This window comes from Rhodanobacter sp. ANJX3 (genome assembly GCF_014200755.1).
In the GTDB taxonomy this organism is placed as follows: domain Bacteria; phylum Pseudomonadota; class Gammaproteobacteria; order Xanthomonadales; family Rhodanobacteraceae; genus Rhodanobacter.
Map to the genome: position 1 here is coordinate 164,881 of NZ_JACHCM010000006.1, position 26,756 is coordinate 191,636.

Sequence of the window (26,756 nt, forward strand, 5' to 3'; positions counted from 1 at the left end):
GACTCAAAGCTTGAGATACCAGCGCCGTCGATCCATCGCGTAAACGATCAGCCACCACATCACTACGAACGCGAGCGCCCAGGCCAGCGACGCCACATAGGCCCCGGCCAGCGGCGTCAACGGCTCGGCAAACAAGTGGCGATACAGCGGCTCCTGCCAGCCCAGCGCCGGCAGCACGATCTGCATCAGCTCGGAGCCGGCGTAGGCGGCGATCGCGTTGATGCCGAAACGCCGACCCAGCGGCGGCCAGCCGTAGCGATCGATCAGCACGTGGAAAAGCAGCAGCGCCAGCGTCGACCAGCCCGCGCACCACAGCACAAACGACGGCGTCCACAGATTCTTGTTGAGCGACTGCCACAGCGCCCACAGCGCACCGAGCAGCAGTGCGCCTACGCCGGCGATCAGTAGCGTTCTCGTACGCCCCTGGCGCAGCCAGCAACCTGCGCGCAGGCCGAGCAGCGCGGTCGCCAGCGAGGGCAGCGTGCCCAGCAGACCTTCGGGATCGTGGCCGCGGCCGCTCGCCGGGTCGATCAGATAGACGAAACGGCCAAACACCGCGCTGTCCACGCGGCTGGTGATATTGACCCACGGCGCCAGCGAACCGCCCCACCACAGCAGCGTGGCGTAACCGACCAGGAGCAGCGCAATCGCCGCCCACTGCGTGCGCGGTCTGGTGTAAATCGCCAATAGCGCCACAGCCGCGAAGCAGACGCCGATCCGTTGCAACACGCCGGGGAAGCGCAGGTGCGCGCCGGGCATCAGCAGCCACGCCAGCCCGTTGATCGCCACGCCCAGCGCAACGATGCGCAGCGCACGCCGGAGTGCCGCGCGCATCAACGGACCATGCGGGGCGCCCTGATCCAGTCGCGGCAGCAGGCCCAGCGCCACCGAAACGCCGACGACGAAGAGGAAGGTCGGAAAGATCAGATCGGTGGGCGTACAGCCGTCCCACACGGCATGATCCAGCGGCGCATACACATGACTCCAGTCACCCGGATCATTCACCAGCAGCATCGCTGCCACGGTGCAGCCGCGCAGCGCGTCGAGCGATGCCAGTCGCTTCATCGCCACGCGCATCAATGCACCGACGGCGTTTTTTCTTCGCCAAGCAGACTCACGCGATCGAGCGCATACAGGTCACCGTCGATCGGCGCCGTGTAGATCAGGCATAGCGCATGCGAGCCGTGCGCCGCCGGTAGCGCACCGTCGAGCGCAAAGCGTCGCGTGCTGCGCGCCGGATCAGGAAGCGGCAGCGTGGCCAGCACCGCGCCGTCGCAGCGATCCTGATGCACCACCAGCTCGCCAAAGGGCGTGCTGTGCGGACGCGAAACCACCAGCTTGGCATCGTGCGCCAGCTGATAGTTGCGCGGTAGCTGCACGCCATCGACATGGATACGCGCGATGCCGTCCATCGGCGTGGCCGGATAGAGCTGGCAGCTGTCGAACACGTTGATGCTGTAGTTCGGCGACAGCGACGTCACGTCCGGCATCGGCTGCACGCGCAGGCGGAAATCGCTGCCCGGACAGTTGGGCATGTCATTGCCGCTCACGCTGAGCAGGCTGGCGCGATCGAGCACGCGCTGCCGCGACGAAGCCAGCGGCATTCCACTACGGCTGAAGGAGGCGACGCGCACGGTCAGCGGCAGCTTTACAGTCAGCGGCGTGCGATAGAGCGGCGAGGTGACGGTAGGGACGCTGCCGTCCAGCGTGTAGTGCAGGTCGCCGCTGCCGGCCTGGTTGGTAATTGTCAGCGACGACGCAATGCGGGTCAGTGCGGCCATGCGATCCACCGTGATATCCGCGGCGAAGGCGCTGTCGGCATAACCGATCTGCTGTTTGCGGTAGCGCGCGAACTGCACCGGCAGACGAGCAAGAAAGCCGCGCCAGTCACGCGCACCGGCCGGCGACCAGTCGACCTCACTCAGCGCATCGAGGCGCGGAAATATCGCGTGTTCGACGTGCGCGATGGTCGGCATGTGTTCGGTCCACAGGTTGGCCTGCGCGCCCAGCACGTGCGCGGCCTGCGTTGCATCGAGTACCTTCGGCACCGGCTCGAAGGCGTAGACGTTGGCCAGGTCGCTGACCGGCATGCGCCCAGCGTTCTCGTCGGCGCGAGCGCTCTGCAGCTGATCGAGGTAGAGATCGGGCGAGGGTGACAGCACCACGTCGTGGCCCTGCTTCACCGCGTCGATCGCACCCTGCACGCCGCGCCACGACATCACCGTGGCATTGGCCGGCACGGCGCCTTCGAGAATCTCGTCCCAGCCGATCAGGCGGCGGCCGTGGGCGGACAAATAGCTGCCGAGCCGGCTGATGAACCAGCCCTGCAGCGCGTCTTCGTTCTTCAGGCCCAGCGCGTGCATCTTGGCCTGCACGGTTGGCGAGGCCTTCCACTGATCCTTGACCGCCTCGTCGCCGCCGACGTGGATGTAGCGCGAGGGGAACAGCGCCATCACTTCGTCGAACACGCGGTCGATGAAGGCAAACGTGGCGTCATCCACGTTGTAGAGATACGGATGCACACCCCAGTCCTCGGATACCGCCGGCCGCTGGCCGGTCACGCCGAGGTACGGATAGGAGGCGACGGCAGCCTGGGCGTGGCCGGGCATGTCGATTTCCGGCACTACGGTGATGTAGCGCGCCGCCGCATACGCCACGATCTGGCGAATCTGATCCTGCGTGTAGAAACCGCCATAGCGCAGCGGCTGGCCGTCGTGCCCGGCATTGATGGGCGTGCGCCAGGCGCCGATGCGCATGAGTTCGGGATAGCGCTTGATCTCGATGCGCCAGCCCTGATCGTCGGCGAGGTGCCAGTGGAAGGTATTGAGCTTGTGCCGGGCCATCTGGTCGAGCACGGTTTCGATCTCGGCGACGCTCTGCATGTGGCGCACCGAGTCGAGCATCAGCCCGCGCCAGACGAAGCGCGGCCGATCGACGATATGCATGGCCGGCACACTCACCGCGCCGTGGTTTTCATCCGGCGTGAGCAGCTGCGCCAGCGTCATCGTGCCATAGAACAGACCGGCATCGTCGCGCGCGCTGATGCGGATGCCCTGCGGCGTCACGTCCAGCGTATAGCCTTCGGGGTCTGCTACCGCCGCCTGCGGGTCGCGCAACAGCACGATGCTTTTTGGCGACGCTGCGTGCTCTTTTACCTGCAGATGCAGGCCACGCTCGTTGCCTGTCAGCCCGACCAGATAATCCGCCGTTCGGCGCGTCGATGCATTGTGGTCAGCCACCACGACTGGCGTATGCGTATCGACATGGAACGCGCCGTCGGCATAACCGATCTGCGCCGGCAGCGGAATCAACGGCGGTGGCGGTGCAGCCATCGCAAAGGCCGGAGCGACGGCTGCACAAAAACCGAGATGGGCAACAAGGCGTACAAGATTCATGGCGTATCTCGGCGGCAATGGGCAGTAACGGCCGCTCCGCTGAGCGGTCGGATGGATCATCCATACCCCAAAAAAAATGGACCTGGCAAACGTGCCAGGTCCGTGGGGGAAGAAAACTTCAAAGAGAACCTGATGATGAAACGTTACAGATAGAGCAGTGCTTGTCGAACAGGGCCAGACATCAGAACTTGAAGTGCGCGCTCAGCATGTACTGGCGACCGGTGACGTACTCCTCGGACAACTGGGTCTTGCTGCCGAGATAGGCGCGGTAGGTGGAGTTCAGAAGGTTGAGCGCATTGAGGTTGATCGAGAAGTTCTTGTTGAACTGATAACCCGCCGTCGCATCGAGCTCCTTGTAGCCGTCGACATAGGTCGCCGGAGCACCCGCCACATAGCCACCCGCCAGATAGCTCGAACGCCAGCCGTAGGAGACGCTGGCGCTATACGGCCCCTGCTCGAAATACGGGCTGAGGTTGTAGGCGTTCTTGGAGTTGTACGGCAGTGCGCCGCCGCTGTTGGTGGAGGCATCGGAGTACGTGTAGTTGGCGCGGATGCCGAAGCCGCTGTCGCTGAAGGCCTGCTGGTAGCTGATGGTCGCGCCCTTGACCTTGGCGCGGCCGCCGTCGACCGGTGAGGTGACGTCGTAGTTGCAGACGCCGGCGGCGGTACACTGACCGGTGGCGATCAGCGCCGCAGCGCTGGTCTGATAGCCGGGGATGGTCCAGGAACCGTTGATGCGCTCCTGCGTCGTCGCCGCATTGACGATGTAGTTGAGGATGCTCTTGTAGAAGCCCGACACGGCCAGCACCGACGTATCGTTGAAGTACCACTCCGCCGACAGGTCGGCATTGAGCGAGCGATACGGCTTCAGGTTCGGGTTGCCCGCCGCGGCCGTCAGCACCGTGTCGTTGGCCTGGAAATACGGCGCCATCTGGTTGTACGGCGCATACGCCACGGTCTCCGATGCCGCACCGCGCAGGATGAAGTCCGGCGCCACGTTCCACGCGATGTTGAAGGCCGGCAGCCAGTCGTTGCGTGTGCTGGTCTGGGTCACGTAGCCATAGCCGGCCGGGAAGGTGCAGTCGTACGAGTCGGCTGCCGCGCAGTTGCCGGGAATGTTGTAGCCGCTGTCGGTGAACTTGGTATGCACGAAGCGCACGCCGAGGTTGCCGTGCACGTCATCGTTGCCGAAGTTCAGCTGGGCATAGGCCGCGCTGTTCTGCTGCTGTACGTTGAAAGTGTTGTCCCAGTAGGAGTTCGCATCCGTCGCGGTGCCGAAGCCGGGCGAGCCGAGAATGGCATTGAAAATCGCGCCGGAGCCCAGCGTCTGCACGTGATGGACCGAGCTGTTGGTCAGGCCGAGGCTGGACGAACCGTCCAGATCGCTGAGGCCGCCGTAGCCGATCTGATCGAGAGTCAGCGTGGCCGCGCCGGTGTAGACGTTCAGTACCTGGCTTTCCCAGTGCGAGGTGTAGCGCGCACCGACCAGCAGCTCGTTGAAGAAGCCGTCGAAGTCCTTGCTGAAGTCGAGCTGGCCGTAGGTGTCCTTAGACTTGTACAGCTCCTTGCCGAGATTGCCGCCCCAACCGTTGTCGGCCCAATAGGCCGGGTTGTTGGCCGTTGTCGGATCGGTGTACTGCGGCCCCTTGGACAGGCTCCAGTCGAAGCCGCCGCCATAGAAGATTTCCTTGACCGCCTGCTCCATCGGATTGCGCGAGGTGCTGACGCCGACCTGCCCGTTCAAGCGCCAGCCGTCGCCCTTGTACTCACCCTGCCAGTCGATGCCCTTGGTGGTGATGGTCGAGATGCGCGCGTTGTTGTCGGTATACGTGTGAGCGGTGCTGACACAGTTGAGGTTGTTGAGGCAGGCCGTGCCCGCCTGGGTGCCGCTGGTGATGATCCCGTTGGGGCCTTCGGTCAGCGAGGTAATGCCGCCCGGCGCGTTGGTCGACCACGGATACATCGACTGATTGAGGTTGTCGAGATTGTCCCGCACGTACATCAGACCCAGCGTCGAAGAGAAATTGTCGGTCGGCTTCCACTGCAGGTTGACGGTGACGCTGTCGAGCTTTTCGGTCTGCTGGAAGTTGGTGGCGCTGACCTGGTTCGGAATCTGGTCGGTACCCTTGATCGCGCCGGAGTTCAGCTCGTTCTGGATGGCGTTGTTGCCTGCGGCCAGAGCAGCCGTGTTGACCGACGCCACGCTGGAATAGCCATAGTTCTCCAGACCCTGACGATTGCCGAACTGCTCATGGTGCTGTGCGGAGACGTCGACGCCAAAGGTGTTGTCGTCGGTCTTCCAGCTGTAGAACACCGAGGCCGACGGACGGCCATGGCCGACCATGTCGTTGTAGTTGTCGCCGAACGAACCGCTCAAGGTGTTGGACGGCACGTCCAGCGGCTTGACCGTATGCATGATGACCGTGCCGCCGATCGAGCCTTCCGGCAAGCGCGCCTCGGGACTCTTGTAGACCTCCAGCTTGCCGATCACGTCGGGCGCCAGCAGCGAATAGTTGAAGCCGCGGTTCGGGCTGTCGCCATAGAGCCAGATCGCCTGCGCGACCGGATGGCCGTCGAGCAGGGTGAGATTGAGGCTGGGATCGATGCCGTCGATCGACACGCGCTGCGTGCCCGGAATGCTGCGATCGAGCGTCACGCCCGGCATCTGCGCCAGCGCCTCGGCCACGTTGCTGGCCGGGAACTTGCCGATGTCTTCGGCGGTGATCGCATCGACGATCGCGTCGGCGTTGCGCTTGGTGTTGATCGACGCCTGCTGGCTGGCGCGAATGCCGGTGACGGTCACGCCGACCAGGTTGGTGACTTTTTTGGAGTTGGCGTCGCGCGCTTCCTGGGTGGTGGCCGGCGCGGTCGAGCTGGATTGGCCGGACGCGTCCTGCGCGGGCGCACCGGTTGCCGGCGTACCGTCCGCCGCGAAAGCCGCGGCAGACACGCACAGGCTGGTAATGATGCTGGCGGCTAGCAATGTCTTGCGATAATTCATGATGTCCTCCCCTCAGAGGTGATGCGAATCAAGACCGGCGTGATGCGCGGCATTGGGCTGGTTTGCGTAAGTCCCTGGTTTACGTAAGTCCTGGTGTATGCGTTTGCGGCTTGGTGCCGTGTTACCGGATGTCGTGTTGCCCGATCAATTGCATGTCACTTCATGTCGCCTGCTCTACCTGCCTCGTATCCAGAAACCAACCCGCGGCACCCATGACGCCAAGCTGGCCATGCTCGATCAGTCGTACGGACACCTGCTGCAGATAGGGGCGCATCACGCCCTTGTTGAAATAGCGTTCGGCGAACGTGCTGGTCTGCAGAAAAAGCTGGATCTGCGGCAGGATGCCGCCGGCCAGGTACACGGCGCTGGCGCGGTACAGCAGCACGAGGTCCCCGACGAAGCTGCCGAGCAAGCCGCAGAAAACCTGCAGCGATTCCAGCGCGGCCGCGTCGCTGCCCGCTTGCGCCGCGTCGGTGATCTGTGCCGGCGTCTGCAGATCCGGCGCACTACCGCGCAATTCGCACAGCGCGCGATACAGCCGCAGCAGACCAGGCCCCGACAGCACGTCTTCGTACGCCACGTACGAACGATCGCGTTGAAGCACGCGCAGAATCGCGATCTCGCGTTCGTTGCCCGGCGCCAAGGCGACCAGGCCCGCTTCCGTGGGTAAAACGTGCGCGCGCGGCTGACCCGGCAGCAGTACCGCCGCGCCCAATCCCGTGCCCGGCCCCATCACCAGCGTGGGCCCTTCTGCCGGCGGCTGCGCGGCATCGATGATCGCCCGACCGGTCGCGGCGTCGATGAACTGCGCGGCATAGGCCACGGCTTCGAAATCGTTGATGACGGCGAGCTGCTCAATGCCCAGGCCCTGGCGAATCGGCGCGATCGGGACCGGCCACGGCAGGTTCTCGTTGACAATGGTGTCGTCCAGCACGTAGCCGGCGCATGCCAGCGCGCAGCGATCGATGTGCCGCGCCGCGGCGGCATACGGCGTCGTTGCCAATTGCGCCACAAAGTCCTGCAGCATGACGACGAGGTTCGGCCATTCGCTGCAGCTGTAGCGGTGGTAATGCAGCACGTCGACCGGCGTCTTGCCGACCGCACCGCCGATCACCAGACCGATGCGCGCATGCGTACCGCCGACATCGGCGGCGATGAAAGGACGATGTGCCGCGTCCGCGATCTGATCCTCTGCCGCACGCATCGACGCACCCGGCAGCGTGACGGCCGACGGCTCCGATGCATGACGCTGATTGGCGACTTCCCCCACTCCGCTCTCCCGACAACGGTTTGGCCCCGAGCGCGTCACAGTGGATCACCGCAGGCGCTGGAGGGCTCGATTGGCGGAGTCTGTCGTCAAAATGACAACGTTGTCAACACGGCGTCGAAATTTATTTTTCTCCTCCGTACGGCGCCGCAGCATCGCGCCGTCAGGCATTCGCGAGAAGACATGAGCTGCGCCTTCGAACGTCTATATACATAGCCAAACTTGGAAAAATCCGGCACGGGCCGCGTGCTGACGCACTGCCACACAGGCAGCAGCGAGCAGCCGCAGGCACCCCCGGTTTGCTGGCTATCGAAGGCTTTTGTGCGACGCGAATTGACAACGATGCACTTTACGGCCAATAAAGAGACATTCGCGATGCCGTCGTCTTTCGGTCGACGGCGCCACGAAACACCAGATCATCCAGATCAAAGCACCCGGGGAGCATCATCGATGTCAGCGACACTCACGGCGGCGCCGGCCGCACGCTCGAATTTCGGACCGATGATGATCATCGGCATGCTGTTTTTCATCTTCGGCTTCGTGACCTGGCTCAACGGACCGCTGATCACCTTCGTCAAGCTGGCGTTTCAGGTCGACGATTTCTACGCGTTCCTCGTGCCATCGGCGTTTTATCTGTCGTACTTTTTTCTGTCGCTGCCGGCCTCTTTAGTGCTTCGCCGTACCGGCATGAAAAAAGGCATGGCGCTGGGCCTGTTCGTGATGGCCGTCGGCGCGCTGCTGTTCGGCCAGTTCGTCAGCATGCGCGTGTTTGCCGGCGCGCTCACCGGCCTGTTCGTGATCGGTGCCGGCCTGTCTCTTTTGCAGACGGCGTCGAATCCGTATATCAGCATTCTCGGACCGATCGACAGCGCGGCGCAGCGCATCGCCTTTATGGGCATCTGCAACAAGGTCGCGGGCATTCTCGCGCCGGTGCTGATCGGTACGCTGGTGCTGCACGGCATCGGCGATCTGGATCAGAAGGTGAAAGCCGCCGATCCGGTCACACGCGAAGCGCTGCTCAACGAATTCGCCTCGCGCATCCACGCGCCGTACCTGTTCATGGCTGGCGTTCTGGTGCTGCTGGCGATCTGGATCGCACGCTCCTCGCTGCCCGATATCGAAGCATCCTCGGCCAACAGCACGCCGGCACGCGCCGGCGATGCCATGGCCTCACATAGCATCATGCACTTTCCGCATCTGTGGCTGGGCGTGCTGTGCCTGTTTGTCTACGTCGGCGTCGAAGTGATGGCCGGCGACGCCATCGGCACCTATGGCGCCGGCTTCCATCTGCCGCTGGATCAGACCAAGTTCTTCACCGCCTTCACCCTGGGCGCGATGCTGCTCGGCTACGTCGCCGGCCTGCTGCTGATTCCGAAAATCGTGTCGCAACAGCGCTACCTGGCGATCTCGGCGGTGCTGGGCGTGCTGTTTTCGATCGGCGCGTTTCTCACCCAGGGCTATGTGTCGGTGGGTTTCGTCGCTTCGCTGGGCTTCGCCAACGCGATGATGTGGCCGGCGATCTTTCCGCTGGCGATCAAGGGGCTGGGTGCGCTGACCGAGCGCGGCTCGGCGCTGCTGATCATGGCGATTGCGGGCGGAGCGGTGATTCCGCAGCTTTTCGTGCATCTGAAAGAGCACGTCGATTTCCAGCTCGCCTTCATGCTGCTGATGGTGCCGTGCTATCTGTACATCCTGTTTTATGGGCTGGCCGGTCATCGCGTGGGCCAGCGCCGCTGAGCGGTTTACGCTCGGCGCTGTCGCTCCGGTCATGACCATAGGCTAGGATGCACGGCAGCACCGCACATCGCGCGCGGTGCGGTCGGCGCCGCGGCGCTGCCATCACAGTTGGCGAACGAGGTCTAGCGGTTGCGCAGTTCCACTATCAAGGATGTCGCAGAGAAGGCCGGCGTCTCGCTGAAGACGGTGTCGCGTGTGATCAACAACGAGCCGTCGGTGCATGCGCGTACGCGCGCCAAGGTCCAGCGCGAAATCGACGCGCTGGGCTACCAGCCCGATCCCTCGGCGCGCAGTTTGCGGAGCACGCGGGCTTACGCCGTCGGCCTGGTGTACGACAATCCGAACGCGCACTACATCATCAATATGCAGCGCGGCGTACTGTCGGCGTGTCGCAGCAGCGGCTTCGGCCTGCAGATCCATCCCTGCGATTCGTCTTCGTCCACACTGGCCGACGAGCTGTGCGAGCTGGTACGCCGTTCGCGTCTGGCCGGCCTTGTGCTGGCGCCGCCGATGTCGGAGCAGCCGGAGCTGATCCGCACGCTGACCGCGGCGAAAATTCCCTTTATGCGGATCATCTCGGCGCGACAGGATCCCAAAGACGGCTATCCCTGCGTTTACGTCGACGACCGCGACGCGGCGTATGCGATCACCGAGCATCTGATCCAGCTCGGCCATCAGCGCATCGGCTTTTTGTGGGGAGGTCGCGAGCACCGTTCCAGCCCCGAGCGTTACCAGGGTTACGAGGATGCGCTGAAGGATTACGGTATGACCTTGGATCGCAAGCTGATCCTGCCCGGCGATTTCACCTTCGACGATGGCTTTCGCGGTGCGCGCAAGCTGCTGGCGCTGAAGGATCGCCCCACCGCGATCTTCGGCTCCAACGACGAAATTGCCGCCGGCGTGCTGGCCGCAGCGCATTCGGACGGCATCAACGTGCCGTTCGAACTGTCGATCGCCGGTTTCGAGGACAGCCCGTTTTCCAAACAGTCGTGGCCCGCGCTGACCACCGCGCGCCAGGCTACCGAAGAGATCGCCCGCCATGCGGCGAAGCGGCTGATCGACGACCTGCAGCGCGAGGCCAACGGCGAGGCGCTGAGCACGGTCAACGAAGGTTTTCGTCCGGAACTCGTTGTGCGCGGCTCCACCGCACCGCGGCAAAATACGCCGCCGAAACGCTGAGCGCGCGCTCAGCGCTTGACGTTGTCGGTCTGCTCGATGAAGCGGGCCACGTTGTCATGCAGCTGCTTCAGCGACGCCTCGTGCGCATAGACCATATGCCCTGACGGATACCACGAGTAGCTGATGTTGGCATCGAGGCTGGCCGGGATCGGCATGTGGTGCATCTCGTAGTCGGCCGCGAAGAATGGCGTAGCCAGATCGTAATAGCCGCCGTTCAAATAGACCTTCAGATTCGGATTGGTCTTCATCGCCATCGCCAGATCCGGCATCACGTTGGTCGACGACTGCAGCGCCTCGCCGTTGACGCCCGGCGCCTTGTGCGACATGTCCCAGTGATCGATATCGGCGAACTCGCGGTACTGCAGGCCGTCGCCGAACTTGAGCTTGTTGCGCACGTAGTCGTTGAACGCGCCGATATACGCCGAGCTGATCGCCGAGGACTGCGGATCGTATTCGGAGTCTTTTGCCAGCGGATCGAGCGAGGGACCGGAGAAGCGGCTGTCCAGGCGGCCGGTGGTGATGTCGTCGCCCCCCTGCAGCTGCTGCTCGAACATGCCGCCGGTGACGCGCAGATCCGCCTTGATCAGATAATCGACCGGCAGCCCGGTGTACTGGTGCAGCCGCTGCGCCACTGCCTGCTTCTGCACCGCGCCCAGCCGCGAGCCGGCCATCAGCGCCTGCGCATAGTCGCCCAGCGCGTACTGCTTCACTTCCTCCAGGAACGGCTCCAGCGCCGCCGGCTGCTGCGGCAGCTTGTGGTGGTAGAAGGCGGTGGCGGCGAAGGTCGGCAGCGCCAGCTCGTACGGCAGATCGATACCGGGGTTGAACTGCGGCCCGTCGATGCTGGTATCGAAGCTGAGGATTTGAGAGAGCAGGATCACGCCGTTGAGATCGACGCTGTTCTCGTTCTCCAAGATATTGGCCAGCACGGCCGAGCGCGTCGTGCCGTAGCTTTCGCCGAACAGGTATTTGGGCGAATTCCAGCGGCCGTACTTCGACAGGAACTGGGTGATGAACTGCGCAAAGGCGTGTCCGTCGCCGTCGACGCTGTAGATCGCCTTCTTGCGATCCTTCATCTGCTCGTCGCGCTTGGACTTGTCCTCGTCCGCCGCAATCAGGCGGCTGAAGCCTGCGCCCGGTGCGTCGATAAACACCACGTCGGTGGCATCGAGCAGGCTGTAATCGTTGTTGACCAGGCCGTACGGCGCGGCCGGCGTGTGGCTGTCGTCGGCGGTGACCACGCGCTTGGGCCCGAATGCGCCCATGTGCAGCCACACCGTGGCCGAACCCGGGCCGCCGTTGTAGATGAAGGTGATCGGCCGCTTGCCCGGCTCGGCACCTTTCTTCATATAGGCGACGTAGAACATACTGACCTGCGGCTCGTCCTCCTTGTCGCCGCTGCCATGCAGGACCAGCGTGCCGGCCACCGCTTTGTAGCTGATGCTGTGACCTTCGACCGACACCGACCCGTCGGTGATCGAGGTCTGCGATTTCAGCAGCGCGGATTCGGGCTTGTCGTCCTTTTTCTCGTCCTTCTTGTCGGACGAACCGGCAAAAGCCGATGAGCTCAGCAAAAGGGCGGCAAGCGCCGCAGCGAGGGTAAATTTGCGCATGAGGGCCGGGTCCTGGGCGCCCGGGCAGAAACGCCCGGGCAAGCGCCAGCATAGGCATGCCGTCTCCCCGCTTTCATCACCCAGAAGTCATACGTCGGCGGTGCGCTCCGATCGCTTCGCCGACGCGGTGCCATCGCTCGGCGACAGCCGCTGGCCGCCGCTTCTGCGCGTTTGCCAGATCCAGCGCGTCATCAAGGCAGACACCCCGATGTTGACGATGACTTCGCCGGGCCAGATATCACCGTAAACGAATTTCCCCACACTGAATAACGCCGCCAGCATGCCCATGGCATTGACGCTGCCTCCCGAAGCGATGAGCGCGCAGCACACGCGGACTGTTCGAGGCATCTGTCGTCCGGTCAATACCCATAGACCGCAGATGGCCATGATCAGGCTGCAGGCGAGATTGATCGTCATCAGGATCATGGCAGCTTCCTCTCATCGGCACCGGCAATACGATCGATGAGGCGGTTGGCCAGCGCCTCGCCCCGGCTATCGATAAGCTTCTGCGACAGCTCGGTGAGCTTCAGCCCGAAACAGCCGACGAAGAACGAAATACCGGCATTGACCTGCGCCGGCGAGGTCGAAAAAAAATGCCGTTCCAGCGCGGGCGCGAAGAACGTGGCCATCAACGCCCCGCAAGTGACCTGAGCCAGCGCGCGTGCACGTGACGAAGTGCCCTGGCCGATGGCCACGGGCAGAAAGGCTCCGCCGACACCGGCCAGAAGAAGCCAGAATTGCGTAAGAAGATCGGAATCCATGGCTCGCCTCCGTTCAACGCGTGGATGGACGCGGCGTCAGCACACCGGTCCAGTCGATGTCACCCTGCTTCAACGAGATCAACGCTTCATCAGCCGATGATTCGCCCACGATCAAATCGCCCGGACCCAGGTGATCGCAAAAACCGCCCGTCGACGATGACGCATCGAAGCGGTAGTGATTGCCGTCTTTTTCCGTGTCGAGAAAGCCGGCTTCGATGCGGCAGCCGTAAGGTTGCCCGACATGCAGGCTTGCCGATGTCGGCTTTAGCCCGACATCGACGCGAACGCTGTTTTTCACCGAATGCACGACGCCGCTCCACCGGCCGGTCGGCGTCGTTTGCGACAACACGCTCGTCGACAGGCCCAACAGCAGCGAAACGAGGATGACCGGGTACTTCGAATGGCGACGGAACATAGGAACCTCCTGGGGTTGGCCTAACGGTAGGTGAGGTACAAAAGCACGGCCGCGAGCGCGGCGCATGCGACGATCAGACCGACGAACAAGGCGACCGTCGATCGGTTAAAGAGGTGCCGGGGCCGCTGAAACGCGGCGCCCAGAGAGTCGACCAGCGCCGCCTCCAGCGCGGGCGAAACGCTCAAGTGCTTGATGCGCTGCATGGGCTCACTGCTCCATGTCGCGTACGAGGGCGGGCAAGATGAGCGGTCGACCGTCGATGTCGATTTGCGGCTGCCAGGCGTTCGTCGACGCGTAGGAAATACGCACATGATGCAAAAGCTTGCGCGATAGCCACGCAAAGCGCGGCTTGCCCAGCGACATCGTCAACACCGGCGTCGGCTGCCCGCGCTGGCGGAGAAAATGCACGCGGCAATCGAACTCGACCGACATCATCGCGATATGCGGCGTACGGCGATCGCGAAACTCGCTCAACGCTATCGTGACGGGCGTGCATGGTGCATCCTGCGCGGGACTCTGCGGTATCTGCACCCGCAGCGCGACGTGATCGCTGTCGTCCATCCCGCCACGTGCCAGCTGCGCCTCCCGGCGCCGGCGAATCGAATCGTTGGCTCCGATCACGGCGTCCTGCAGGGCAAAAATCAGCGCATCGAGCGCACATGTCGTCATGGCACGCTCCTAGTTTTCCTGCATCCAGATCGGCTTGCGCGGAAAGCCGACGTGGTAGCAAAGCCACTGCAGCACGACCTGGTGTTCGCCGATCTGAAGAATCGTGAAGCTCTTCTCGATACCGACAATGGTGCCCCTGGGCGTATCGGTAAGGCAGCGGTTGAGCAGCGCGCGTGCCTCCTCCACCTGCGTTTCGGAACGCATCTGGTTCGGGTTGTCGCTGCCGACCACCACGCGCTTGATGTACTTGACGTCGCTCAGATCGAACATGGAGTCTTCCCGGTGAAGGTCGATACGCGACGCCAGGCTGACGCCGCGTATCGACAAGCTGCGATCTACCAACCTTTACGGCGTGCCGCCGGCGGCGCCACCCGCGGGAAGCGCTGCCGGGGCGGTGCTGGCGGGTACCGCCACCGGGGCGCTGATGCGACGGGGTGCGCAGGCGGTCTGCAGGATGTCCATCACGCGGGCCAAGCCTTCGGGCATGCCACTGTCCTCGGCATGCACGGCCACGTGATACTTGGCCGAGTTGTCCGACGTACGGGTATTTTCCTTGTGCGTAGCGACCGAGCCGGCGACATGCACCTTCGCCGAAAAAATGCCCCAGCCGATCGACATGTCGGCGGAGAACTCACCCTTCTTGTCCTCCGACTCGCTTTGCGAGTACGACGACTTCACTTCCATGTCGAAGGTGATGTCGACCGTGGTGACGCTGAGATTGGGTACCTTGACGATAGCCAGCAGCGGCACCTCCAGCTCGACCTCTTCCTCGGCGATGCCGTCGGCCCCGGGTGTCGGGTTGTCGACCGGACGCTTGAACTTGAACGTGGCCGTGCGCGTATCGCCGACCGCGTTGGGATCGGTGCTTCCCGCCGCGGGCGGCAAAAAGCCGATGACCTTGATGAAGTCCGCAGTGGCCTGGGCCAGCTTGACCTGTGCTTCGCAGGCCGCACTGAGCGGACCTCCGATGAGGTCCCCCATCGGCAGACCCTTGAACTGACTGGACATGTTGACGAGTTCGTCAGCCATGATGATTGCTCCTTTACAAGTGGATAGGGCGCGGCGCACGCGTCGGTGCGTCACGGATCAGCCGTGCGGCGTTTATCCGCCCGGCTTGAACGTCTTGAAAACGCCTTGGGTCTGCGCAAGGTGATTCATCAGGCGCGCTGCGCCATCGGTCGGCTCGCTTCCTTCGACGCGCAGCACGACATGGACCGAACCGCCTTTTCGACTCGGCGAACCGACCGCGGTATCGACCTGGAGGGTGCGCTTGCCGGGTTGTGCTTTCACACGCCAATCGCCGCTGGCGGTATCGGTCTGCGCGGTGGCGGTACCGACCTGGGGCGGTTCGCTATCGACCAGGCTGCCGAGGTCCGCGTCGAACGTGATTTCGACATCCTTGATGCGCAGCACGTTGGTCGACACCAGCGGAAGGATCGGCGCGCGGTAGAGATCTTCGTCGCCATCGACGGCTTGTGGATGCATCGAGGGCATCCGTATGACGACACTCTTGGGTCGATTGTCCTCGTCGAAGAAATCGCTCAGGTGGGCGACCTGGTATTGCTCGATGCGCTCCTGCGCATCGGTCACCGCGCCAGCGATCGCTTCGATCAATTCATTCAGAGAGGTCTGCGTTGCCATGTGCTGCGTGCTCCAGGAAGAGTGCGTTGTGGCCGGATTTAAGCGCCGAGGTCAGGAAAAGAGGCGACGCGGTTGAGCCAGCCCTTCAAGAATTTCCGCAATGCCGGCCGTTGTTCGGCCAGGTTGCGGTAGTAATCGATGCGACCCTGCTTGAAGCGCGCGTACGCCGCCTTCTGGTCGCAGGCCTGCAGCGCGGCGAGCGTGCCTTTGCCGATGGCGCCGTCCACGGCCAGCGGCGGCTTCGCGCCGAGATCGTTCAGCACCTGCTGCAGCAGCTTCGCGGAGCGGTTGCCGGCATTGACCTGAAAGTCGAACACGATGTCGGCCAGCGGTTGCAGGCCGATCCGGTCGCCCTGGATCGGATCCCAGTAAAGCGCCTTGTAGATCACGCCGGCCTGGTCGTCCGTCAGCGCCTTCAACGCATCGAGCGTCGGGGCGACGCCGAGCAGGCGTTGCGCGCACTGCTTGAACGTTCCCAGCGTAACGCCCTTGTTGGTCGCCCCACCAGGATCGACGGGGTCGTCGACGAAACCCCCTTCATGCCGAAGCAGCGTGGGGAAAAAAAGTTTGAAGTCGGCCATGGCGAAATTCTCGTGGGCGGATTCGAAAGCCGTACGCTTGGCATCCGGCACCCCCACTATCGCGATCGTTCATGCCGCCGGGCATCGGCAGAATGCTGATTGCGCGCCGCCATTTGTCTGATGGATCGAGCGATCCGTTCTGGCGCGCGCAGGGCGGCGAAAAATCGGGTTTTGCCGATGTCGGCGACCGCTGGCTAACCGACACGCTCTCTCGCCATCGCTTGCCGGCGTCAGCGACGTATGGTCATGAGCGATAAAGTGATAGACGTCCATCTAGGTTTCATGGACGAAGAGGTGAACACCGTCCTCAACGGACTGCGCGACAAGGAGATGCAGGAAAAAGTCGCCATGCGCCGGCCGGCCGTGATGATCGAACGCAGCCGTGTCGATCTGCGCAAGACCGATATCAAGGCGGTCAAATACGCCGGCGCGCAACTGGCCGACCGAGTCGGCGAGGACGTCAGCTCGAGAGCGTTCTCGCGCGTGCGATATCGGTATTCCTGCAGCAGGACAACGCCGCCGAGAAGCCGCTTCGGCATGCGAACATCGGCGTGCTGCACGCGTTTTATCGGAATCGCCACCGACCTGTTGAAGGAATGCGCTGACCTGCCGGCAAGCAGCGGCGGTATATTCGCCCATACGCCAGCGGCCGAAGTGCTCGCCGCTCTGGCCGAGGCGGCCACGCTCACCCTGCACCGTTGGGTAACCATCGCCCTGCAAGCGAGAAGCGCCGGCGTGCTGCACTGACGTAGCGCCACCGTCCACGCGCGCGGCGCGGACGATGGCGACCTAAGACCCCGAATCGAGTGTGGTCAGTCCCTCGCGCAGCGCGTATCGCGTCAGCTGCGCCATACCGTGGATACCCAGTTTCGCCATGATGTGCTCACGATGGGTCGCGACCGTCTTGGCGCTGATATGCAGTCGTTCGGCGATGGCCTGAGTGGAATAGCCTTCGGCAAACAATTGCGTGATCTCCCGCTCGCGCGTGCTGAGTCCCGCGTCATCCACGATCTCAGGACGACTGCGGGTGCGGCAACCCTCGACCAACGTGTGTGCCACGTCGCGGGCGACGTAGTAACGCGAACTCAGCACCGTTTCTATCGCCTCGAGCAACTCGGTGAACGCACACCGTTTGAGCACGTAGCCATGGGCGCCCGCATCGAAGGTCGCCCGTACCCAATGCGGCTCCTCATGCATCGACAGGCAGAGCAGACGCGTATGGGTATTCTGCTCGGCGATGCGACGCGCGGCCTCGATGCCATTGAGACCGCGCAAGGAGCAATCGAAGAGCATCACATCGGGCGCGTCGCGCAGAGCCATGCGTACGCAGTCGCGGCCATCGCCCGTGCTGCCGATCACGTCAAAACCGGAGTGCACGGCCAGCAAAGCAGCCACGCCCTCGCGCAGCAGCGCGCAGCCGTCCGCCAGTAGCACGCTCCGGCGCCTCATCACCGCGACGCCGCCTGCGCGAGCCGGACGGTCCGCGCGGACAAGCCGATGCCCGGCCATCCGCATCGTTGTACGTACCTGTGGATATCCGGCGAACCGTATTGCCGGTAGGCGAGACCCCTTCCGCGGATCGGTCGAGTCCATAACGAGGCCGCTGTCCCAGAACCATCGATCGGCGCTGGAACGTATCCGACCCATAACCCATCTTGCTCGTTCTGCAGGTTTTGTCCGGGCGGCTCCTGGACCACCACGGTGTGGCTGAAGCGCGTTGACGGTCGCTGCATGATCGGTGCCTCCATGTCGAGGGAAACACCGTGACGTGGGGCCTGCCGTTATGTCCTTCCGAAAACCTTACGGTGATTTATCGGCCGAATAATCAACAATTTATATGCACGTACCGATTATCGCGAAGCCGTCGAAGCTTTCGCGACGATCGGTTTGACTGTCGTGCACGAGCGCGATACCACTGCACGTCGGGTGAAGGGGAATCGCCATGTTCGTGAGGGAAGAAGCCGCCTTTTTCAATTTTGGCGACTGGATCGTGCGGCCGGCCGAGCGTTCGCTCGAACGTGCCCGGGAGCGCATCGTACTCGAGCCCAAATTGATGGATGTACTGACCTATCTTGCCGGTACCGGCGGTGTCGTCGTGAGTACCGAGCAGTTGCTGATCGATTGCTGGCGCGGCACGTTCTACGGCGACAACCCGGTTCACAAGACCATTGCGCTGCTGCGCAAGGCATTGAAGGACGACGCCAAAGCGCCCCGCTATATTTCTACCGTGCGCAAACGCGGCTATCAGGTGGTGGCCGACGTGGCATTTTCCGACGAGCGCCTGCGCGGCCCGCCCTCACGGCATACCTGGACCGACGGATCGCCCTTTCGAGGTCTGCTGCCGTTCGATACCGAGCATGCCGCCCTGTTCTTCGGCCGCGCAAAGGCCACCTCGGAACTCCTTTCGGCTTTGCGGGCTCAACGACGCAGCGGCTGCGCCTTTGTTCTCGTCACCGGGCCGAGCGGGAGCGGAAAATCGTCGTTGGTACACGCCGGCATCGCCGCGTCGCTGCGCCGCGAAGCCGGCAGCGGCGGCATCCGCGCCCTCGCCGTCGCCAGCTTTGCCGCCAAGATCCATGGCATGACGCCGCACGAGGCGCTTGCCGCGGCGATGACGCAATGGGAAGTGCTTGGCCGCCCCATTTTTCTGGAGACGGAACGAAAGGCTCTCACCACCGCACTGCGTGAGGATATGCGGGGCGTTCTCGATCGTATCGCCCACAGTCTGCGCGGCCACGCACAACGGCGCGATGGCGACAGCGCGCTTTTGGTGGTGGAGACGCTCGAAGCATTGGTGGCGACACCCACCGTGTCGGCCGACGAATGCTCGGCCTTCGTACAAACGCTGGCGCAACTGGCCCAGAGCGGGCACGTTATGGTTCTGGCCTTATGCCGCAACGACTTCTATCCCAAACTGATGGACATCCCGGCGCTGCTCGCACTCAAGCGCGGCGGCGGCCTGTACGACGTCGAGATGCCGACCGAGGGGGAAGTGGCGCAGATGATCCGACTCCCGGCATTTTCCGCCGGCCTGTCGTTTGAGCGCGACGCGATCACCGAGCGGCAGTTGGACGACGTACTGCTCGACGGCGCCTGTCGCCGACCCGGTGTGCTGCCACTGCTGCAGTACACGCTGCAGGCTCTCTATGAACGGCGCGACGCCCGTGGTCAGCTGACATTTGCCGCCTACCGCGAGCTGGGCGGCTTGGAGGGTGCTCTCGCACAGCAGGCGGAAACTGTCTTCGCCGGATTCGATGGCGATGCCGCGAATGCATTTGCCGATGTTTTGCAGAGCCTGATCGTCGTCACCAGCGACGGTGAGGAGGTAACCGCGTGCAGGGTGCGCTGGCGCGATCTTGCCAGCGCTTCGCAGCAGCGGGTCGTGCGGCGTCTGGTGGATGCGCACTTGCTCGTCAGCCTGCTCGAGGGTGACGAACCGTGCTTCACCGTGGCGCACGAAGCCTTGTTGAGGCACTGGCCGCGCATCGTCGACTGGGTCGAATCGCACCGCAGCGTTTTACGATCGCGTGCGCGCATCGCCGAGATGGCGCGGCGCTGGCTCAACGAAGGCCGGCGCCAGGAACATCTTTTGCCGCGCGGCCTGCTGCTGGCCGAGGCGCGCAGGCTCTACAAAACGGCATCGCCTCCGATGAGCGCGCCGCAGCGGATTTTCGTGCGACGCAGCCTGCGCGGCGTGCGCATCCGGGCCACGCTGTTGGCGGCGGCGTGCACGCTGATCGTGGCGCTCGCACTGTTTTCGTCATGGGCGACGCTCATGGCCCGTCGATCTGAAACGCGCGCCGAGCAGCGCCGTGCCGACGCCGAGGGCCTGATCGATTTCATGCTGGGGGACATGCACGAGCGACTCGATGCCTTAGGCAGGCTCGATCTGCTGGATGCCGTGACCGGACGCGCCATGCGCGTTCTCGATCATGGCTGGCAAACGGGCAGGCCCGACGACGTGTTGAGGCAGGTGCGGGCGCTGCGCGAAATCGGAGAAATTCGCTTCACTCGCGGCGATCTCGACTCGGCCACGCAAGCTTTCAACGCCGCGGATAAACGTCTGCAGCCACTATCGGCCGATCATGGGGAACTCCCTGCCATCGATGCCGAACTCGGCAAACTGGATTTCTGGCGTGGCCAGGTCGCGACACGACAAGGCCGGATCGGCGACGCGTATCGGGCATGGCAGGCGTATTTGACCGACGCCAGCCGTCGCGCGTCGCTGGAGCCGCGGCAACCCGATGCCTGGCTGGAACTGTCTTACGCGAACAATTGCCTGGGTACCTATGCGCTGCAAGCCGACCGACTGGAAGACGCGGCCGCGTTTTTCAAGCAGTCCGTTGCCTTGAAGCAACGCGTCTTGGCGGTTCGCCTGAAGGATCAAAAGACCTGGCTGGAACTTGCCGATACGCTGAGCTGGCTGGCCCTGTCCGAACAGCAGAACGGCCATCTTCGCCCGGCGCTGAACACGCTCGAGGCGGAAAGGCAGGCCGTGCAGAAAGCCCGGGGATCCGGCGCTCCGTCCAACCTGTGGCGATATCGCCATGCGCTGGCCGATCTTCATGTCGCCAAAGCCGAGGCCGATCTGGGCCTCGTCGCGCAGGCTGCGGTGGATTATTCGACCGCCACAACGCGCTTTGCCGAGCTGGTCGACGAAGTCCCGGACAATCAGAAGTGGCGGCGTGACCTTGCCTATGCCCTACTCCAGCAGGGTTGGCTTTTTTATGGCATGCACCATCCGGCTCAGGCCGTCCACAGCCTGTCCGAGGCCGAAGATACCTTGCACATGCTGCTGGCGACCGACCCAAACGTTTCGGATTGGCATATCTTGATGGCGCTGGATCACAATTACCAAAGTGTGGTCGCACTGGGGCAAGGCCAGAAGGAAAAGGCTATGGCATTGATAACCACCGCATGGAAGGACATGGCAGCGCACGGCGCTGCAAAAATCACCGTTGCCGGCGACGTGTTGAAATCCATGCTGGAAATCACCTCCGGCGAAGTCGCCGCCGCACAGAACGATCGTGCCTCCATGACGGCGTATGGGCTCGACGTCATCACGCTGCTCCAGCCGCGCCTTGCGGCCAGCCACGACCCACGCCTGCTAGACCCCTATATCCGCGCGTCTGTTCTCATCGGGCGTCGCACCGAGGCAAGTCCGTACCTGCAACGATTGAAAGACGCCGGGTATCGTTCACCCATGTTCGATGCCTCTCTTAAAAACCAGCCAAGCAAGGCCTTGAACCGATGAATGCAAAATCCTCTCCCGTCGACGTCACGCTCACCGTCAAAGACAGTCTGCTCGGGCAGGGCAATACCGGAGGCGGTCGTTACAGTTACACCTTCGAGCCCGATCTGATCCACGTCACCGAGCGCGATACCGAAATCGTCTATCGGCTGGCGGAAGGTGACTGGCCCCGCTTCCGGATCGCCAACCTCTATACGACCGATACAAAGGAGCAACTGGAGCGGATGGAAGTACGCAAGGACGGCGCCGAACTGGCCGTGATGCATCGCAATACCCGTCAGCAGCTTACCGTGGTGTCGCTGCTGGTCCACGACACCAAGCACGAGCGTCACGTCAATTGCGACCCCCAGGTGACGAACGACCCGCCGCCCGTCTCAGGCACTTGAGGGGTTTACCCCAGATCGATCGGAGGCGAACCCGCAAGACGCTGTCGTGCCTAAGAGCCTGTTCAAAGTCTCCGCGTGGCCCGCGCCGAGAACTGTTTGCCCGCAGGCCAAGGAAGAACGAGGGTACGCGGGGAGGCGCCATGGATGGCGCCGGCTTTGAGGAGCGAGGAGTGGGCGTTCGTCCACGACGGAGTGATGACGCCGGCCTGCGGGCAAACAGATCAGGCCGATAGCGGCTTGTGCGCGAAGTAGCGCGCCGGCGGCTGACCGAAGTTGCGCCGGAACATCGCCACGAAGGCGCTGACGCTGTCGTAACCCAGCGCATCGGCAACGGTGGCCACCGACGTGCCTTCCGCCAACTGTTCCAGACCGCGGCTGAGCCGTGCCTGCTGGCGCCACTGCGCAAAGCTCAGTGCGGTCTCCACGCGAAACAGCCGACTCAGGCTGCGCGCGGACAGGCCGGCCCAGGCGGCCCAGTCCTCCAGGCTGCGGTTGTCCTGCGGCTGTTCGAGCACGGCCTGCGCGATGCGCAGCAATCGGCGGTCCAAGGGCATCGGCAGGTGCAACGGCTCGCGCGGCGCGCGACGCATCTCGTCGAGCAGCACCGTCATCACCCGCTCCTGTTCCTCGTTCAAGCTGGCTTGCCATGTCCACGAACTGGCACGGCGTACCAGCGCACGCGTCAACTCGCTGACGCCGATGACGCAAGGATGATCGGGCAAGCCGTGCTCGATGGCCGGTGTGATGAACACGCCCCAGCCGCTCATCGCGCCGCTGACGCTGACCGTATGCGGCTCGCCCGGCGGTATCCAGCCGGCGCGATGCGGCGGCAACAGCCACGAGCCATGCTTCGTATGCACATGCACCAGCCCGCTCTCGATGCAGAAAAATTGCCCGCGCAGATGCTGATGCCAGCCGTAGGTCTGCGTGCCTTTGCGGTATTCGCTGGCAGCTTCGTGCTCGATCCAGTAGCCGATCAGCGCCGGACCTTCGAGCCGTTCGATCAGTTCATAGAGCTGCTGTTTGGACGTCATGGCCGATTCTCGATACATATTGACCAAATGACGTTATCAGATTGCCGCCGAGCTGCCTAAGCTGTGAGTTCCACCAAGCATGTGCCGATGGAAAAGCCGGCCGCTGCCGCCGCTCGCGGCTTTCCTTCCATACCGCCCCTGAGCGCGCTACCGCGCCCGGCGGGATCTACCCGCCTCAGCCAGGGCGCGCCAGGGTCGCCATGCCCAGAATCGAGGATGCCCATGCCGCCGATCAAGCTGATCTCTGTCAACGCCACGCCTGCCGCGTCGCCGCTCGAAGCTTTTATTGCCTGTGCACACCAGATGCTCGATCCGAGCACGCCCGAGGCGGTGCGCCGAGCGACGGAGCCGCGGTTGCTGGCCCAGCTGCCGACGCTTCGTGCCCTGGGCGTGTTCGAGCTTTTCGAGGTACGCGATCCGGCCCTGCGCACCTGGCTGGCCGACGAAATGGCCCACGACGGAGCAAATAAATGAAATCTTGCTGAAACAAACATAATTAAACATATATTTGCCTTGACAAATATATTGCCGGCAATAGAATGCACGGCTTATGAAACCAGCCCATCCTCCCGAAAGCGTGCCTTCTCAGCCATCGCCCCAACCCACTCTCGGCTGGCTGCTGGCGACGGTGCGCGCTGAACTGGTGCGCGCCATCGAGGCGGAATTCGCCGACAAAAACGTCGATTTGAGCTTTACCCAGTATTTGATCCTCAAAAAGTCTCATGAGCTGGGTTCGGTATCGGCGACCGAACTGGCCCGCGCCGTGGAACTGGATGGGGGAGCGATGACGCGCCAGCTCGACCATCTGGAGCGCAAGGGCTATCTGCGCCGCACCCCGCATGCGCAGGATCGCCGCGCCCTTCGCATCGAGCTGACCGAAGCTGGACACACCATGTGGCGCGATACCGCCTATGTCTGCAGCGACCGCGTGATGACCGCGGCCCAGCGCAGCTTGAACGCGACCGAGCGCGCGCAGCTGCACGATTACCTGGAGCGCGTGCTGAACACGCTCCGCGACAAGCCTTGATCTCTACCTTTTCTGGACCTCGACCCATGCGCCTGCATCGACTCGCAGCAGCGACTGCTTTAACCCTGGCACTGGCCGGTTGCGCCAGCAGCGGCGGCCTGCATTCGGACGGCACGTTGACCGACCCGAACTCGCTCAAGACCGAGCAGAGCCTGGCCCGCCTCAACGTGTCGCCGGCTGCGTGGCCGAGCGAGGACTGGTGGACCGGGCTGGGCGATCCGCAGCTGAGCGCGTTGATCGAGGAAGCGCTGCAGACCAACCCCGATCTGGCGATGGCCGACGCGCGGGCGCGCGAAGCGCAGGCGCAGGCAGGGATCGCCAATGCAGCGCGCCTGCCGAAAATCAACGCCGGCGGCAGCGTGGGCGACGCACGCCTGCCGGTCACCGCGCAGCCGCTCGGCAACGGCCACGCCGCGCCGTTCAAATACGCCGACATCAGCTTCAGCTGGAGCCTCGATCTGTGGGGCGGCAAGCGCGCCGCGTGGGAAGCCGCGCTGGGTCAGGCCCGCGCCTACGAGATCGAACGCCGCGCGGCGCGCATCGAGGTGTCGGCAAACGTCGCGCGCGCCTATGTGCAGCTGGGTTATGCGTATGCCGGTCAGGACGTGGCCAAGGCCGAACTGGCCCGCGCCGACAGTGCGCGCACGCTGACCCGCCAGCGCGTGGCTGCCGGTATCGACAACCAGATCCAGCTCAAACAGAGCGACTCCGAAGTCGCCAGCGCCAACGAACAGCTAGCTGTCGCCAAGCACTCGATCGAAACGGCCCAGTCGATGCTGTCCGTATTGCTTGGCAAGGGGCCGGATCGCGGCCTGACCATCGCCCGGCCGCAAGTGCTCAATCCCGCGGCGGTCGCGGTGCCGGACAACCTGCCGGTGGATCTGATCGGCCATCGCGCCGACCTCGTGGCCGCGCGCTGGCGCGTCGAGGCTGCGAGCAAAAACATCAAGGTCGCACAGACGCAGTTTCTGCCCAACGTCAGCATCGGCGCCTACGCCGGCCTGATCGTGCTGGGCGGTGACAACCTGTTTCAGGCGCCAGCGCGTTTCTTCAGCGTGGCGCCGTCGATCAGCCTGCCGATTTTCGACGGCGGCCGCCTGCGCGCCAACCTCGCCGGCAAGGACGCGCAGTACGACGAGGCGGTGGCGCAGTACAACAAGATCCTGGTAGGCGCAGTCAACGACGTGGCGAACGACCTGTCGGGCCTGCGCTCGCTGCAGGATCAGATCACCGCGCAACAGCAGGCCATCGACGCCGCCAACGGCGCGTGGCAGCTGGCGCAGCAGCGTTATCAGGCCGGCATCGGCAGCTATCTGGAAGCGCTCAGCGTGCGCCAGCAGTTGCTCGCCGCGCAGCGCGAGATGGCCGGCCTGCAGTCGCAGCAGGTCGATCTTTCGGTCCAGCTGATCCAGGCGCTGGGCGGCGGTTTCCATCCGCAAGGCCTGCCTGGCCAGGACGACGCCAAGCCGATGACCAGCTCCGCCTCCCCTTCTTTCCCTACCCCTTCACGTTCCTGAGGCAGCACCATGTCCAGCCAACCACCCGATCAGAACAATAAAACTGATCCAAACCACTCTGGTCAGGGCAAGCCCGATCAGTCCACGCTCGCCGGCAAGCCGACCGGCGCCGATACCAGCAAGCCGAAGAAGAGTTCGCGCGGCCTGATGCTGCGCATCCTCGCCGTCGTCGTCGTGCTCGGTATCATCGCGTGGCTGCTGTGGTACTTCCTCGACGGCCGCTGGCACGAGAGCACCGACGACGCCTACGTCAATGGCAACGTAGTGATGGTCACGCCGCAGGTGGCCGGCACGGTGGTGAGCATCGGCGCCGACGACGGTGACCGCGTGCACGCCGGCCAGGTGTTGGTGCAGCTCGACCCCAGCGACGCCGAGGTGATGGTGGCCGAAGCCAAGGCCAACCTCGCCAACACGGTGCGCAAAGTGCGCGGCCTTTACGCCAGCGTCGATGGCGCCAAGGCCGACGTGGCCCAGCGCATGGTCGCCTTGGAGAAGGCGCGCGCCGACTACAACCGCCGGCGCGAGCTGGCCAAAACCGGCGCGATCTCGGCCGAGGAACTGTCGCATGCCCGCGACGCGCTGGACGCCGCGCAGAGCGGCCTGACCTCGTCGCAGCAGCAGTACCAGAGCAACAAGGTGCTGGTGGACGACACCGTGGTCGCCTCGCATCCGGATGTGCAGGCGGCTGCCGCCAAGCTGCGTTCGGCCTATCTCGACGACGTACGCTCGACCCTGGTTGCGCCGGTAGACGGCTATGTGGCCAAACGCTCGGTGCAGGTCGGCCAGCGCGTGATGTCGGGCACGGCGCTGATGGCCGTGGTACCGCTGCACGCGGTGTGGATCGATGCGAACTTCAAGGAAACCCAGCTGACCAAGATGCGCCTGGGCCAGCCGGTGGAAATCAGCTCGGACGTCTACGGCGGTGCGGTGAAGTACAAGGGTCGCATCGAGAGCCTGGGCGTGGGCACCGGCAGCGCGTTCTCGCTGCTGCCGGCGCAGAACGCCACCGGCAACTGGATCAAGATCGTGCAGCGCATTCCGGTTCGCGTGTTCTTCGACGACCTGCGGCAGCTGGACCAGCATCCGCTGCGCCTGGGCATGTCGGTCACCGTGGATGTCGGCCTGCACGACCAGAACGGTCCGACCCTGTCGCAGCATTCGCCGACCCAGCCGGTGTTCAGCACCGACGTCTACAAGCAGCAGCTGGCGAATGCCGACCTGGAAATCGCCAAGGTCATTCACGCCAATATGGCCGGCAACAACTGATCGCATCGCTCGCCAT

At 63.8% G+C, this 26,756-nt stretch carries 26 protein-coding genes; 10 read left to right on the plus strand and 16 right to left on the minus strand.

Annotation, left to right across the window (positions count from 1 at the left end; all coding sequences use genetic code 11):
* Positions 1–3: 3 nt before the first annotated feature.
* The 4 genes from HDE76_RS16575 to HDE76_RS16590 all read right to left on the minus strand — a co-directional run bounded on the left by HDE76_RS16575 (position 4) and on the right by HDE76_RS16590 (position 7,666).
* Positions 4–1,065, minus strand: a complete 1,062-nt coding sequence (locus HDE76_RS16575) for a heparan-alpha-glucosaminide N-acetyltransferase domain-containing protein (RefSeq protein WP_184509146.1) — start codon at positions 1,063–1,065, stop codon at positions 4–6.
* Positions 1,066–1,076: 11 nt separating this feature from the next.
* The gene (locus HDE76_RS16580) at positions 1,077–3,395 is read right to left on the minus strand and encodes a family 20 glycosylhydrolase (protein WP_184509148.1); all 2,319 of its coding nucleotides are present in this window, start codon (positions 3,393–3,395) and stop codon (positions 1,077–1,079) included.
* A 181-nt stretch (positions 3,396–3,576) separates the two neighbouring features.
* The gene (locus HDE76_RS16585; protein WP_184509150.1) at positions 3,577–6,396 is read right to left on the minus strand and encodes a TonB-dependent receptor; all 2,820 of its coding nucleotides are present in this window, start codon (positions 6,394–6,396) and stop codon (positions 3,577–3,579) included.
* A 160-nt stretch (positions 6,397–6,556) separates the two neighbouring features.
* Positions 6,557–7,666, minus strand: a complete 1,110-nt coding sequence (locus tag HDE76_RS16590; RefSeq protein WP_343205725.1) for a glucokinase — start codon at positions 7,664–7,666, stop codon at positions 6,557–6,559.
* A 447-nt stretch (positions 7,667–8,113) separates the two neighbouring features.
* Here HDE76_RS16590 and HDE76_RS16595 point away from each other — a divergent pair, with 447 nt between their 5' ends.
* Both HDE76_RS16595 and HDE76_RS16600 read left to right on the plus strand, forming a co-directional pair.
* A complete protein-coding gene (locus tag HDE76_RS16595) occupies positions 8,114–9,400 on the plus strand; it encodes a sugar MFS transporter (RefSeq protein ID WP_179478799.1) in 1,287 nt (428 codons plus the stop codon).
* 129 nt (positions 9,401–9,529) lie between these two features.
* Positions 9,530–10,579, plus strand: coding sequence for a LacI family DNA-binding transcriptional regulator (locus tag HDE76_RS16600; RefSeq protein ID WP_179478801.1), 1,050 nt, complete (start codon positions 9,530–9,532; stop codon positions 10,577–10,579).
* Between the two features lie 8 nt (positions 10,580–10,587).
* On the opposite strand, the gene HDE76_RS16605 is transcribed toward HDE76_RS16600, so the two are convergent.
* The 10 genes from HDE76_RS16605 to HDE76_RS16650 all read right to left on the minus strand — a co-directional run bounded on the left by HDE76_RS16605 (position 10,588) and on the right by HDE76_RS16650 (position 16,259).
* A complete protein-coding gene (locus HDE76_RS16605) occupies positions 10,588–12,192 on the minus strand; it encodes a peptidase S10 (protein WP_179478803.1) in 1,605 nt (534 codons plus the stop codon).
* Positions 12,193–12,279: 87 nt separating this feature from the next.
* Positions 12,280–12,618, minus strand: a complete 339-nt coding sequence (locus HDE76_RS16610) for a hypothetical protein (RefSeq protein WP_179478805.1) — start codon at positions 12,616–12,618, stop codon at positions 12,280–12,282.
* Complete coding sequence (locus HDE76_RS16615; RefSeq protein WP_179478807.1) at positions 12,615–12,953, minus strand: hypothetical protein; 339 nt, start codon at positions 12,951–12,953, stop codon at positions 12,615–12,617. The genes HDE76_RS16610 and HDE76_RS16615 overlap by 4 nt, the downstream gene beginning before the upstream one ends.
* A 13-nt stretch (positions 12,954–12,966) precedes the next feature.
* A complete protein-coding gene (locus HDE76_RS16620) occupies positions 12,967–13,368 on the minus strand; it encodes a hypothetical protein (RefSeq protein ID WP_179478809.1) in 402 nt (133 codons plus the stop codon).
* A gap of 20 nt (positions 13,369–13,388) precedes the next feature.
* A complete protein-coding gene (locus tag HDE76_RS16625; protein ID WP_179478811.1) occupies positions 13,389–13,571 on the minus strand; it encodes a hypothetical protein in 183 nt (60 codons plus the stop codon).
* A gap of 4 nt (positions 13,572–13,575) precedes the next feature.
* Positions 13,576–14,037, minus strand: a complete 462-nt coding sequence (locus tag HDE76_RS16630) for a hypothetical protein (protein ID WP_179478813.1) — start codon at positions 14,035–14,037, stop codon at positions 13,576–13,578.
* A gap of 9 nt (positions 14,038–14,046) precedes the next feature.
* Entirely contained in the window at positions 14,047–14,307 is a 261-nt protein-coding gene (locus tag HDE76_RS16635) for a hypothetical protein (protein ID WP_179478815.1), read from the minus strand.
* A gap of 75 nt (positions 14,308–14,382) precedes the next feature.
* Positions 14,383–15,066, minus strand: a complete 684-nt coding sequence (locus tag HDE76_RS16640; RefSeq protein ID WP_179478817.1) for a DUF2589 domain-containing protein — start codon at positions 15,064–15,066, stop codon at positions 14,383–14,385.
* Positions 15,067–15,138: 72 nt separating this feature from the next.
* Complete coding sequence (locus HDE76_RS16645) at positions 15,139–15,678, minus strand: DUF2589 domain-containing protein (protein ID WP_179478819.1); 540 nt, start codon at positions 15,676–15,678, stop codon at positions 15,139–15,141.
* Between the two features lie 38 nt (positions 15,679–15,716).
* Positions 15,717–16,259, minus strand: a complete 543-nt coding sequence (locus HDE76_RS16650; RefSeq protein WP_179478821.1) for an N-acetylmuramidase — start codon at positions 16,257–16,259, stop codon at positions 15,717–15,719.
* A gap of 71 nt (positions 16,260–16,330) precedes the next feature.
* Here HDE76_RS16650 and HDE76_RS16655 point away from each other — a divergent pair, with 71 nt between their 5' ends.
* Entirely contained in the window at positions 16,331–16,516 is a 186-nt protein-coding gene (locus HDE76_RS16655; protein WP_184509152.1) for a hypothetical protein, read from the plus strand.
* Complete coding sequence (locus HDE76_RS16660; protein WP_184509154.1) at positions 16,506–17,006, plus strand: hypothetical protein; 501 nt, start codon at positions 16,506–16,508, stop codon at positions 17,004–17,006. The genes HDE76_RS16655 and HDE76_RS16660 overlap by 11 nt, the downstream gene beginning before the upstream one ends.
* Positions 17,007–17,048: 42 nt before the next feature.
* Here HDE76_RS16660 and HDE76_RS16665 read toward each other — a convergent pair whose 3' ends face one another.
* Positions 17,049–17,708 (minus strand): response regulator transcription factor, encoded by a 660-nt coding sequence (locus HDE76_RS16665; RefSeq protein ID WP_184509156.1) that lies wholly within the window; start codon positions 17,706–17,708, stop codon positions 17,049–17,051.
* Between the two features lie 493 nt (positions 17,709–18,201).
* Between HDE76_RS16665 and HDE76_RS16670 the strand changes: the two genes are divergently transcribed.
* On the plus strand, positions 18,202–21,513 hold the full coding sequence (locus HDE76_RS16670) for a winged helix-turn-helix domain-containing protein (RefSeq protein WP_184509158.1): 3,312 nt from the start codon (positions 18,202–18,204) through the stop codon (positions 21,511–21,513).
* Positions 21,510–21,896, plus strand: coding sequence for a hypothetical protein (locus tag HDE76_RS16675; RefSeq protein WP_184509160.1), 387 nt, complete (start codon positions 21,510–21,512; stop codon positions 21,894–21,896). Before HDE76_RS16670 ends, HDE76_RS16675 begins: the two co-directional genes overlap by 4 nt.
* Before the next feature lie 221 nt (positions 21,897–22,117).
* Here the strand turns inward: HDE76_RS16675 and HDE76_RS16680 are convergent, their stop codons facing one another.
* A complete protein-coding gene (locus HDE76_RS16680) occupies positions 22,118–22,930 on the minus strand; it encodes a helix-turn-helix transcriptional regulator (RefSeq protein ID WP_184509162.1) in 813 nt (270 codons plus the stop codon).
* Between the two features lie 222 nt (positions 22,931–23,152).
* Between HDE76_RS16680 and HDE76_RS16685 the strand changes: the two genes are divergently transcribed.
* The 4 genes from HDE76_RS16685 to HDE76_RS16700 all read left to right on the plus strand — a co-directional run bounded on the left by HDE76_RS16685 (position 23,153) and on the right by HDE76_RS16700 (position 26,740).
* Complete coding sequence (locus HDE76_RS16685; RefSeq protein ID WP_184509164.1) at positions 23,153–23,404, plus strand: hypothetical protein; 252 nt, start codon at positions 23,153–23,155, stop codon at positions 23,402–23,404.
* Positions 23,405–23,480: 76 nt separating this feature from the next.
* Positions 23,481–23,957, plus strand: coding sequence for a MarR family transcriptional regulator (locus tag HDE76_RS16690; RefSeq protein WP_184509166.1), 477 nt, complete (start codon positions 23,481–23,483; stop codon positions 23,955–23,957).
* A 26-nt stretch (positions 23,958–23,983) separates the two neighbouring features.
* Positions 23,984–25,474, plus strand: a complete 1,491-nt coding sequence (locus HDE76_RS16695) for an efflux transporter outer membrane subunit (protein ID WP_179478839.1) — start codon at positions 23,984–23,986, stop codon at positions 25,472–25,474.
* Positions 25,475–25,621: 147 nt separating this feature from the next.
* A complete protein-coding gene (locus HDE76_RS16700; protein ID WP_255457750.1) occupies positions 25,622–26,740 on the plus strand; it encodes an HlyD family efflux transporter periplasmic adaptor subunit in 1,119 nt (372 codons plus the stop codon).
* Positions 26,741–26,756: the final 16 nt, after the last annotated feature.

What these genes read in the sequence shown, in the direction of transcription:
- HDE76_RS16595 (WP_179478799.1), top strand. Translation starts at nt 8,114, where the DNA reads ATGTCAGCGACACTCACGGCGGCGCCGGCCGCACGCTCGAATTTCGGA.
- HDE76_RS16580 (WP_184509148.1), bottom strand. Translation starts at nt 3,395, where the DNA reads ATGAATCTTGTACGCCTTGTTGCCCATCTCGGTTTTTGTGCAGCCGTC.
- HDE76_RS16620 (WP_179478809.1), bottom strand. Translation starts at nt 13,368, where the DNA reads ATGTTCCGTCGCCATTCGAAGTACCCGGTCATCCTCGTTTCGCTGCTG.
- HDE76_RS16630 (WP_179478813.1), bottom strand. Translation starts at nt 14,037, where the DNA reads ATGACGACATGTGCGCTCGATGCGCTGATTTTTGCCCTGCAGGACGCC.
- HDE76_RS16575 (WP_184509146.1), bottom strand. Translation starts at nt 1,065, where the DNA reads ATGAAGCGACTGGCATCGCTCGACGCGCTGCGCGGCTGCACCGTGGCA.
- HDE76_RS16610 (WP_179478805.1), bottom strand. Translation starts at nt 12,618, where the DNA reads ATGATCCTGATGACGATCAATCTCGCCTGCAGCCTGATCATGGCCATC.
- HDE76_RS16635 (WP_179478815.1), bottom strand. Translation starts at nt 14,307, where the DNA reads ATGTTCGATCTGAGCGACGTCAAGTACATCAAGCGCGTGGTGGTCGGC.
- HDE76_RS16655 (WP_184509152.1), top strand. Translation starts at nt 16,331, where the DNA reads ATGCCGCCGGGCATCGGCAGAATGCTGATTGCGCGCCGCCATTTGTCT.
- HDE76_RS16625 (WP_179478811.1), bottom strand. Translation starts at nt 13,571, where the DNA reads ATGCAGCGCATCAAGCACTTGAGCGTTTCGCCCGCGCTGGAGGCGGCG.
- HDE76_RS16605 (WP_179478803.1), bottom strand. Translation starts at nt 12,192, where the DNA reads ATGCGCAAATTTACCCTCGCTGCGGCGCTTGCCGCCCTTTTGCTGAGC.
- HDE76_RS16665 (WP_184509156.1), bottom strand. Translation starts at nt 17,708, where the DNA reads ATGAGGCGCCGGAGCGTGCTACTGGCGGACGGCTGCGCGCTGCTGCGC.
- HDE76_RS16680 (WP_184509162.1), bottom strand. Translation starts at nt 22,930, where the DNA reads ATGACGTCCAAACAGCAGCTCTATGAACTGATCGAACGGCTCGAAGGT.
- HDE76_RS16685 (WP_184509164.1), top strand. Translation starts at nt 23,153, where the DNA reads ATGCCGCCGATCAAGCTGATCTCTGTCAACGCCACGCCTGCCGCGTCG.
- HDE76_RS16695 (WP_179478839.1), top strand. Translation starts at nt 23,984, where the DNA reads ATGCGCCTGCATCGACTCGCAGCAGCGACTGCTTTAACCCTGGCACTG.
- HDE76_RS16670 (WP_184509158.1), top strand. Translation starts at nt 18,202, where the DNA reads ATGTTCGTGAGGGAAGAAGCCGCCTTTTTCAATTTTGGCGACTGGATC.
- HDE76_RS16675 (WP_184509160.1), top strand. Translation starts at nt 21,510, where the DNA reads ATGAATGCAAAATCCTCTCCCGTCGACGTCACGCTCACCGTCAAAGAC.
- HDE76_RS16645 (WP_179478819.1), bottom strand. Translation starts at nt 15,678, where the DNA reads ATGGCAACGCAGACCTCTCTGAATGAATTGATCGAAGCGATCGCTGGC.
- HDE76_RS16700 (WP_255457750.1), top strand. Translation starts at nt 25,622, where the DNA reads ATGCTGCGCATCCTCGCCGTCGTCGTCGTGCTCGGTATCATCGCGTGG.
- HDE76_RS16640 (WP_179478817.1), bottom strand. Translation starts at nt 15,066, where the DNA reads ATGGCTGACGAACTCGTCAACATGTCCAGTCAGTTCAAGGGTCTGCCG.
- HDE76_RS16615 (WP_179478807.1), bottom strand. Translation starts at nt 12,953, where the DNA reads ATGGATTCCGATCTTCTTACGCAATTCTGGCTTCTTCTGGCCGGTGTC.
- HDE76_RS16650 (WP_179478821.1), bottom strand. Translation starts at nt 16,259, where the DNA reads ATGGCCGACTTCAAACTTTTTTTCCCCACGCTGCTTCGGCATGAAGGG.
- HDE76_RS16660 (WP_184509154.1), top strand. Translation starts at nt 16,506, where the DNA reads ATGAGCGATAAAGTGATAGACGTCCATCTAGGTTTCATGGACGAAGAG.
- HDE76_RS16690 (WP_184509166.1), top strand. Translation starts at nt 23,481, where the DNA reads ATGAAACCAGCCCATCCTCCCGAAAGCGTGCCTTCTCAGCCATCGCCC.
- HDE76_RS16585 (WP_184509150.1), bottom strand. Translation starts at nt 6,396, where the DNA reads ATGAATTATCGCAAGACATTGCTAGCCGCCAGCATCATTACCAGCCTG.